Origin of the sequence: uncultured Ralstonia sp. (assembly GCA_913056305.1) — a bacterium.
Classification (GTDB): Bacteria; Pseudomonadota; Gammaproteobacteria; order Burkholderiales; family Burkholderiaceae; genus Ralstonia.
This window is the reverse complement of the sequence record CAJXMR010000207.1, coordinates 1-8,196: the sequence shown is the minus strand read 5'-3', so window position 1 is coordinate 8,196 and position 8,196 is coordinate 1. Positions and strand designations below refer to the sequence as shown.

The window sequence follows — 8,196 nt, the reverse complement described above, 5'->3', positions numbered from 1 at the left end:
TCTACCACGGCTACTTCGACATCGGTATCGCTGTCGGCTCGCCGCGCGGCCTGGTGGTGCCTATCCTGCGCAATGCCGACCAGATGAGCCTGGCCGACATCGAGAAGAAGATCGCTGAATACGGCGTGAAGGCCCGCGACGGCAAGCTGACGCTGGACGACCTGACCGGCGGTACGTTCTCGATCTCGAACGGCGGCACGTTCGGTTCGATGCTGTCGACCCCGATCATCAACCCGCCGCAATCGGCCATCCTGGGCGTGCACGCGACCAAGGACCGTGCCGTGGTGGAAAACGGCCAAGTCGTGGTGCGCCCGATGAACTACCTGGCCATGTCCTACGACCACCGCATCATCGACGGCCGCGAAGCCGTGCTGGGCCTGGTGGCGATGAAGGAAGCGCTGGAAGATCCCGCACGTCTGCTGCTGGATCTGTAATCCCCCGCGTTGATGACCTGCGACACTGCTGCCGCGCTGCGCGCGGCGGTGTCCGAATCGAGGATTTCTCATGAGCAAAGAATTTGACGTGCTGGTGATCGGCGCCGGCCCTGGCGGCTACATCGCCGCCATTCGTGCCGGCCAGCTGGGCCTGAACGTGGCCTGCTGCGAAGACAACGCCTACGACGACCCGAAGGGCGAGCCGCGCCTGGGTGGCACCTGCCTGAACGTCGGCTGCATTCCGTCCAAGGCGCTGCTGGCCTCGTCGGAAGAGTTCGAGAACGTGAACCACCACCTGGCCGATCACGGCATCACGGTGGAAGGCGCGAAGGTCGACGTTGCCAAGATGCTCAAGCGCAAGGACGACATCGTCGGCAAGATGACCAAGGGCATCGAGTTCCTGTTCCGCAAGAACAAGGTGACGCTGCTCAAGGGCCACGGCAAGTTCGTCGGTAAGACCGACGCCGGCTACCAAGTCGAGATCAACGGCCGCGCCGGCGCGGAAGTCGTGACCGCCAAGCACGTGATCATCGCCACCGGCTCGAAGGCCCGCCACCTGCCGGGCGTGCCGGTCGACAACGTGACCATCGCTGACAACGAAGGCGCGCTGAAGTTTGGCGAAGTGCCGAAGAAGCTGGGCGTGATCGGCGCCGGCGTGATCGGCCTGGAGCTGGGCTCGGTGTGGCGTCGCCTGGGTTCGGAAGTGACCATTCTCGAAGCGCTGCCGAGCTTCCTCGGCGCCGCCGATGAGTCGGTCGCCAAGGAAGCCAACAAGCTGCTGAACAAGCAGGGCCTGAACATCAAGGTTGGCGTGCAGGTGGGTGAGATCCAATCGAGCGACAAGGGTGTCAAGGTCAACTACACCGACGCTGCCGGCGCTGCCCAAGTGCTGGAATGCGACAAGCTGATCGTCTCGATCGGCCGCGTGCCGAACACCGACAACCTGGGCCTGGAAGCGGTTGGCCTGGCGACGGACCAGCGTGGCTTCATCGAGGTGGATGACCACTGCGCGACCAAGCTGCCGAACCTGTGGGCGATCGGCGACGTGGTGCGCGGCCCGATGCTGGCGCACAAGGCCGAAGACGAAGGCGTGGCCGTGGCCGAGCGCATCGTCGGCCAGAAGCCGCACATCGACTACAACTGCATTCCGTGGGTGATCTACACCTTCCCGGAAATCGCGTGGGTGGGCAAGACCGAGCAGCAGCTCAAGGCCGAGGGCCGCGAGATCAAGGCCGGCCAGTTCCCGTTCATGGCCAACGGCCGTGCACTGGGCATGGGCCACTCCGACGGCTTCGTCAAGGTCATCGCCGACGCGAAGACCGACGAGATCCTGGGCGTGCACATCGTGGCCGCCAACGCATCGGATCTGGTGGCGGAAGCCGTGGTGGCGATGGAGTTCAAGGCCGCGGCTGAAGACATCGGCCGCATCTGCCACCCGCACCCGTCGATGTCCGAAGTCATGCGCGAAGCCGCGCTGGCCGTCGACAAGCGTCAGCTCAATATGTAATCGCACGCCGTCAGGCGAGCACGATGCCCGGCGTATCCACAAGATTGCCGGGCATCGGTCCATTTGGGCCCGCAAACGGCGAGGCTCATCATCACCAAAGCAGCAGATGAACGTCCAGGAAACCTACCTGCAGGAGCTGAAGGCGCGCGGCTACCAGCCCGACGAGGCGCAGCAGCGCGCCGTCGACCGCCTGCAGCAGTGCTATGACGAATGGGTGGCCTACAAGGGGCGCCGCTCGAGTGCCTTGCGCAAGATGCTCGTGCACCCGGATCTGCCGCGCGGCGTGTACATGTGGGGCGGGGTGGGGCGCGGCAAATCGTTCCTGATGGACGCCTTCTACGCGTGCGTGCCGCTGGTGCGCAAGACACGCCTGCACTTCCACGAATTCATGCGCGAGGTGCATCGCCAGCTGGAAGAGCTGCGCGGCCGCGCCGATCCGCTCGACGAGCTGGCGCGCCGCATCGCCAAGCGGTATCGCCTGATCTGCTTTGACGAATTCCACGTCAGCGACGTTGCTGACGCGATGATCCTGCATCGCCTGCTCGATCAGCTCTTCGCCAACGGCGTGCAGTTCGTGATGACGTCCAACTACCGCCCGGATCTGCTGTATCCGGACGGCCTGCACCGCGACCGCGTGCTGCCCGCCATCGCGCTGCTGCAGGACAAGCTCGACATCCTCAACGTCGATGCCGGCATCGATTACCGCAAGCGCGCCATGGAGCAGGTGCAGGCGTATCACACGCCGCTGGGCGCCAAGGCCAACTCGGCGCTGCGTGACGCGTTCGTGGCGGTGGCGGAAGCGCCGGACGAATCGCCAGTGCTGCATATCGAGCATCGCGAGATCCGTGCACAACGTAAAGCCGGTGGCGTGGTGTGGTTCGATTTCGCCACGCTATGCGGCGGCCCGCGCTCGCAGAACGATTACCTGGAAATCGCCTCGCGCTTCCACACCGTCATCCTGGCCGATGTGCCGAAGATGACGCCGCGCATGGCCTCCGAAGCGCGCCGCTTCACGTGGCTGATCGACGTGTTCTATGACCACAAGGTCAAGCTGCTGATGTCGGCCGAGGTGCCCGCCGACGAGCTCTACGTCGAAGGCCAGATGGCCAACGAGTTCCACCGCACGGTGTCGCGCATCATCGAGATGCAGTCGCGCGAATACCTCGAGGCACCTCGCCGCGAGGTCGATACGAGCCTGACCTGATCCTGATTCTCGCGCTCAGCGGGGCAGGTGGTTGCGATGCGATGGTGTCGGCCGCGAAGATTGCAGGCTGGCGCCCAGGAAGTCCTGCATCAGCCCGCCCTCCGGCTTGTGCCCGGCGTTGCGGAACGCGCCTTCCACCAGGATCGGCGCGACATTGCTGACGTCGGTTTGCGCCGCAATGGCCACGTCTTCCGCAAAGCCGCGCTCGCACAGCTCACGGCCTGACACGGAATCGAGCAGCCACGCTTTCATCATGCCAGTCTGCGAGGCCTCGCGATAAATCGCGCGGGCGGCCAATGCCTCTGGCGATAGCGCGTGCGGCAGAAAGCCGGCGATGGTTTCCGACAGGTGGTGCACGATGGCGCCCGCCGCTAGCCAGTCTTCCAGGGCCGGGCGCAGGCTGCCGTCGGCCCAACGCTCACCCGAAGCCACCACCGCCACCCGACGTCCATGGCGTGACGCCGCCTCGGCAACGGCCCGCGCGTTGCGCAAACAGCCCGCAAACGTCGGCGTCGAGCCGGTGGCCAGCGCCAGCGTGGCGCCGTTGGGGGAGGGCAGGACCAGGCTGCTGCCCATCGGCAGGCTGCGCAGCGAGGCCGGCGAGAGCGTATAGCCCGGCTGGCTGCGGTTGGTGCCGGCCAGCATGGCACCCGCGCGGCGGGCGAAGGTTTCGGCACTGCCGTCGCGCCATGGATACGGGTAGATGCGCGCGCCGCGCCCCACCGCAATGTCCACGCACGTGCAGAACGACAGCACATCCACCACGATCACCACGTCGCAATGCGGTGCCAGCGCCGAAGCACCGTGCTCACCCCATTCGCAATGGACGTTGTACAGGCTGAATTCGGTTGCCACGGGACGCCCTCCTCGTTGCCCAGTCCAGCTATCACTATAGGCGTCATATTTTTTTGCGGGAGGGAAGGCGGCTGCCTAGAGTGGCTTGGAAGTCGCATATCCCGTCAAATTTTTATCGGCTGGCTTGACACGTATCAAGGGCCGCCAGAGCGATGCTCGCTAGCATCGCCTTCATAATGACGACGACCCTCGCCCCCATTCTTTCAGCCTCACCGGCTGCTGGCACGAGCTCGCCCATCGCGGCTAGCGGGGTGGGCGCATCGAACGTCACCTGCTATCACTGTGGATCGCAGCTGGATAGCGCCCACACACTGCGCGGCCAAGTCGCCGGCCAACCCCACGATTTCTGCTGCGCCGGCTGCCAGACCATTGCGCTGACGCTGCATGCCTCCGGCATGGGCCACGTCTATGACGGCCCGATTGCCTTTGCCCGGCCCATCGACGGCGAGGTGCGCGCCGAAGCCGAAACCGTGTGGGCGACCTACGACCTGCCGGTCATGCGCGAGCGCTTTGTCCGCACGCGCGCCGATGGCACGGAAGAGGTGTCCCTCGTGCTGTCGGGCATGCGCTGCGCCGCCTGCGTGTGGCTGATCGAACGCGCGTTGTCGCGCGTGCCCGGCATCCGCGAAGCCACCGTCAACTACGCCACCGAGCGCGCCCGCATCGTTTTCAACGCAGGGGCAGTGCGGCTCTCCGCCTTGTTCGCTGCGATTGCCGATGTGGGCTACGAGGCATGGCCGGATCAACCTTCGGTGCGCCGTGCCGCCGAGGCCCGCGAGCGGCGCAACCTGCTGATCCGCCTGGGCCTGGCCATGCTCGGCATGATGCAGGTGATGATGTACGCGTGGCCGGTCTACCTGCATGGCAGCAGCATCCCGGCCGATCAGACCACCCTGATGCAATGGGCGAGCCTGGTGCTGACGACGCCGGTGGTGCTGATCTCCGCCGGGCCGATTTTCCGCAGCGCGTGGCAACAGGTGCAGCATGCGCATGTCGGCATGGACGTGCCGGTCGCATTGGGCGTCGGCGCAGCGTTCGTCGCCAGCGTGATCGCCACCGTGCGCGGGCACGGCGAGACCTATTTCGACTCGGTGACGATGTTCGTCGCCTTCCTGCTGGCGGCACGTTATCTCGAACTGCGTGCGCGGCAGAGTGCCACCTCCGGCGCCGAGGCCCTGGTGCGGCAGTTGCCCGCCACGTGCCGGCGCATTGTCAACGGCGCCGAGGCGGCGGAAACCATCCCCGTCGCCGCGCTGCGTGTCGGAGACTGCGTGGAAGTGCGCGCCGGCGAGATCCTCCCCGCCGATGGGGTCATCGAGCGCGGCGTCACCGAGATCGACGAGTCCCTGCTGTCCGGCGAGAGCGTGCCGCATGCGCGCGAGGTCGGCGCAACCGTGCTGGCAGGCAGCTACAACGTCGCCAGTGCGATCCGGCTGCGCGTGAGTCGGGTGGGCGCGCAGACGCGGCTGGCCGCCATCGTCGATCTGCTTGAACGCGCATTGACCGACAAGCCGCGCATGGCGGACCTCGCCGATCGCGTGGCGGGGCGCTTTGTGATGGTGTTGCTGGGCTGGGCCGTGCTCACGGCGCTGGCCTGGTGGTGGATCGATCCGAGCCGCGTATTCGGCGTGACGGTGGCGGTGCTGGTGGTCAGCTGCCCGTGCGCGCTGTCGCTGGCCACGCCGTCCGCGCTGGCCGCCGCGAGCGGTGCGCTGGCCCGGCGCGGCGTGCTGGTCACGCGCGGCCACGCCATCGAAAGCCTGGCGGGCGTCACCGACGTGCTGCTCGACAAGACTGGCACGCTGACGGAAGGCCGCTTGCGCCTGCTCAGCATCGAAACCTCCGACGATCTCGACGCGCCCCAATGTCTGGCGCTCGCCTGCGCGCTCGAGCAGGCGGAGAACCACCCGATCGCGCAATCGCTGCGCGCCGCTGCAGATGGCTCTGCGGAAACACCGGCCGTGATGGACACGCTGAACGTGCCGGGGCAGGGCGTGCAAGGCCGGTATGCGGCCCGTGATATCCGTCTGGGCACACAGGCATTCGCCGCTGCGCAATCGGGTGGGCACGCGCCGACTTCGATCATGCCCGTGCATGGCAACGCCGTGGAAGATGTGCCGCCCGCCGCAGCCTGCACCACTGTCTGGCTCGGTCGCGACGGCCATCCGCTCGCGCGCTTTGTGCTGGCCGACACGCCGCGCGCCGATGCGCCTGCGTGCCTCGACGCCCTGCGCGCGCAAGGGCTGCGTCTGCATCTGGTTTCTGGCGATGCGCCCGAGACGGTGCGCTGGTGGGCAAGCCGCCTCGGTATCGAGCATGCCGTGGGCGGCGTCAGTCCCGAAGACAAGCGTGCCTACGTGCGCAAGCTGCAAGCCGGCGGCGCGCGGGTACTGGCCGTGGGCGACGGCATCAACGACGGGCCGCTGCTGGCGCAGGCGCAGGTTTCGATCGCGATCGGCACCGGCGCGCCGCTGGCCCAGGCCGGTGCAGACGCCATCCTCACCGAGCCGCGGCTGGCCGGGATCAGCGACGCGGTGTCGCTGGGGCGCCGTGCCTTGCGGGTGGTCCGTCAGAACCTGGGCTGGGCCTTCGCCTACAACGCCATCTGCATCCCGCTGGCCACGCTGGGGTGGCTCTCGCCCCTGGAGGCGGGCATCGGCATGTCGCTGTCGTCGTTGCTGGTGGCGCTCAACGCGTGGCGTTTGTCGCGCGCTGCGTAGGAGGAAGCATGGAAACCCTATACCTGTTGATCCCGCTGTCGCTGATGCTGGTGCTGGTGATTGTCGGCGTGCTGTGGTGGGCGGTCGGCTCCGGCCAGTACGACGATCTCAAGGCGCCCGCCGAGTCGATCCTGCTGGACCGCGATCTGCCACCCGCTGTTTCACCTACCTTGCCGCCGCGCGAAGTTTCATAAACGGAGTTTGAACCATCCCGACGCGTTTTGGTCGGGATGCCTTGATGCACGTCAAGACCCCCAAATCGTCCGATTCTTACTATGAGCACATCACTACAACCATCATGGGGAGCGAGCATGGATTCGTCCAGCGCGTTGCAGCACACCCAGACTTTCAATTACCGCGTTGTCCGCCAGTTCTCGATCATGACGATCGTGTGGGGCATCGTGGGCATGGCAGTCGGTGCGCTCATCGCGGCCCAGTTGATCTGGCCGCAACTGAATTTCGGGGTGCCTTGGCTGACGTATGGGCGGTTGCGTCCGCTGCATACCAACGCGGTCATCTTTGCATTTGGCGGCAGCGCGCTGTTTGCCACGTCGTACTACATCGTGCAGCGTACCTGCCAGGTGCGGCTGTTCTCCGACACGCTGGCGGCCTTCACGTTCTGGGGCTGGCAGGCAGTGATCCTGGCCGCAGTCATCACGCTGCCGCTGGGCTACACCAGCTCGAAGGAATACGCCGAGCTGGAATGGCCGATCGACATCCTGATCACGCTGGTGTGGGTGGTCTATGCCGTGGTGTTCTTCGGCACCATCTTCAAGCGCAAGACCAAGCACATCTATGTGGCCAACTGGTTCTTCGGCGCCTACATCATCACCATCGCGCTGCTGCACATCGTCAACAACGCTGAGCTGCCGGTGTCGATGTGGAAGTCGTACTCGGCCTACGCGGGCGTGCAGGACGCCATGATCCAATGGTGGTACGGCCATAACGCCGTGGGCTTCTTCCTGACCACCAGCTTCCTGGGCATGATGTATTACTTCGTGCCCAAGCAGGCCGAGCGTCCGATCTATTCGTACCGCCTGTCGATCGTCCACTTCTGGGCGCTGAACTTCACCTACATGTGGGCGGGCCCGCACCACCTGCAGTACACCTCGCTGCCGGACTGGGCGCAATCGCTGGGCATGGTGTTCTCGCTGATCCTGCTGGCGCCGTCGTGGGGCGGCATGATCAACGGGATCATGACCATGTCGGGTGCCTGGCATAAGCTGCGCACCGATCCGATCCTGAAGTTCCTGGTGGTGGCGCTGTCGTTCTACGGCATGGCGACGTTCGAAGGCTCGATGATGTCCATCAAGACCGTCAACGCGCTGTCGCACTACACCGACTGGACCATCGGTCACGTGCACTCCGGCGCGCTGGGCTGGGTCGCGATGATCACCATCGGCTCGATGTACTACATGATTCCGCGCCTGTTCGGCCAGCAGAAGATGTACAGCACGCGCCTGATCGAGGTGCACT

At 65.7% G+C, this 8,196-nt stretch carries 7 protein-coding genes; 6 read left to right on the top strand and 1 reads right to left on the bottom strand.

The window, feature by feature from the left end:
* From QZ609_RS21785 to zapE, 3 genes are all read left to right on the top strand, one after another.
* Window positions 1–434 (top strand): 2-oxo acid dehydrogenase subunit E2 (locus QZ609_RS21785; protein WP_295499472.1); only part of this gene is annotated, 434 nt, incomplete at its 5' end.
* 70 nt (window positions 435–504) lie between these two features.
* Window positions 505–1,941 carry a dihydrolipoyl dehydrogenase gene (gene lpdA / locus QZ609_RS21780; protein ID WP_295499471.1) on the top strand — a complete coding sequence of 479 codons (1,437 nt, stop codon included), beginning with the start codon at window positions 505–507 and terminating at the stop codon, window positions 1,939–1,941.
* A gap of 106 nt (window positions 1,942–2,047) precedes the next feature.
* On the top strand, window positions 2,048–3,145 hold the full coding sequence (gene zapE / locus QZ609_RS21775) for a cell division protein ZapE (RefSeq protein ID WP_295499469.1): 1,098 nt from the start codon (window positions 2,048–2,050) through the stop codon (window positions 3,143–3,145).
* Between the two features lie 15 nt (window positions 3,146–3,160).
* On the opposite strand, the gene QZ609_RS21770 is transcribed toward zapE, so the two are convergent.
* On the bottom strand, window positions 3,161–4,000 hold the full coding sequence (locus QZ609_RS21770; protein WP_295499467.1) for a 2-phosphosulfolactate phosphatase: 840 nt from the start codon (window positions 3,998–4,000) through the stop codon (window positions 3,161–3,163).
* Window positions 4,001–4,176: 176 nt separating this feature from the next.
* Here QZ609_RS21770 and QZ609_RS21765 point away from each other — a divergent pair, with 176 nt between their 5' ends.
* The 3 genes from QZ609_RS21765 to ccoN form a co-directional block, all read left to right on the top strand.
* The gene (locus tag QZ609_RS21765) at window positions 4,177–6,720 is read left to right on the top strand and encodes a heavy metal translocating P-type ATPase (protein ID WP_295499465.1); all 2,544 of its coding nucleotides are present in this window, start codon (window positions 4,177–4,179) and stop codon (window positions 6,718–6,720) included.
* An 8-nt stretch (window positions 6,721–6,728) separates the two neighbouring features.
* A complete protein-coding gene (gene ccoS, locus QZ609_RS21760) occupies window positions 6,729–6,914 on the top strand; it encodes a cbb3-type cytochrome oxidase assembly protein CcoS (RefSeq protein WP_295499464.1) in 186 nt (61 codons plus the stop codon).
* 117 nt (window positions 6,915–7,031) lie between these two features.
* A partial coding sequence (gene ccoN / locus QZ609_RS21755) for a cytochrome-c oxidase, cbb3-type subunit I (protein WP_295499462.1) occupies window positions 7,032–8,196 on the top strand: 1,165 nt, incomplete at its 3' end.

Coding starts and splice junctions, on each gene's coding strand:
- ccoS (WP_295499464.1), top strand. CDS start 6,729: ATGGAAACCCTATACCTGTTGATCCCGCTGTCGCTGATGCTGGTGCTG.
- QZ609_RS21765 (WP_295499465.1), top strand. CDS start 4,177: ATGACGACGACCCTCGCCCCCATTCTTTCAGCCTCACCGGCTGCTGGC.
- zapE (WP_295499469.1), top strand. CDS start 2,048: ATGAACGTCCAGGAAACCTACCTGCAGGAGCTGAAGGCGCGCGGCTAC.
- lpdA (WP_295499471.1), top strand. CDS start 505: ATGAGCAAAGAATTTGACGTGCTGGTGATCGGCGCCGGCCCTGGCGGC.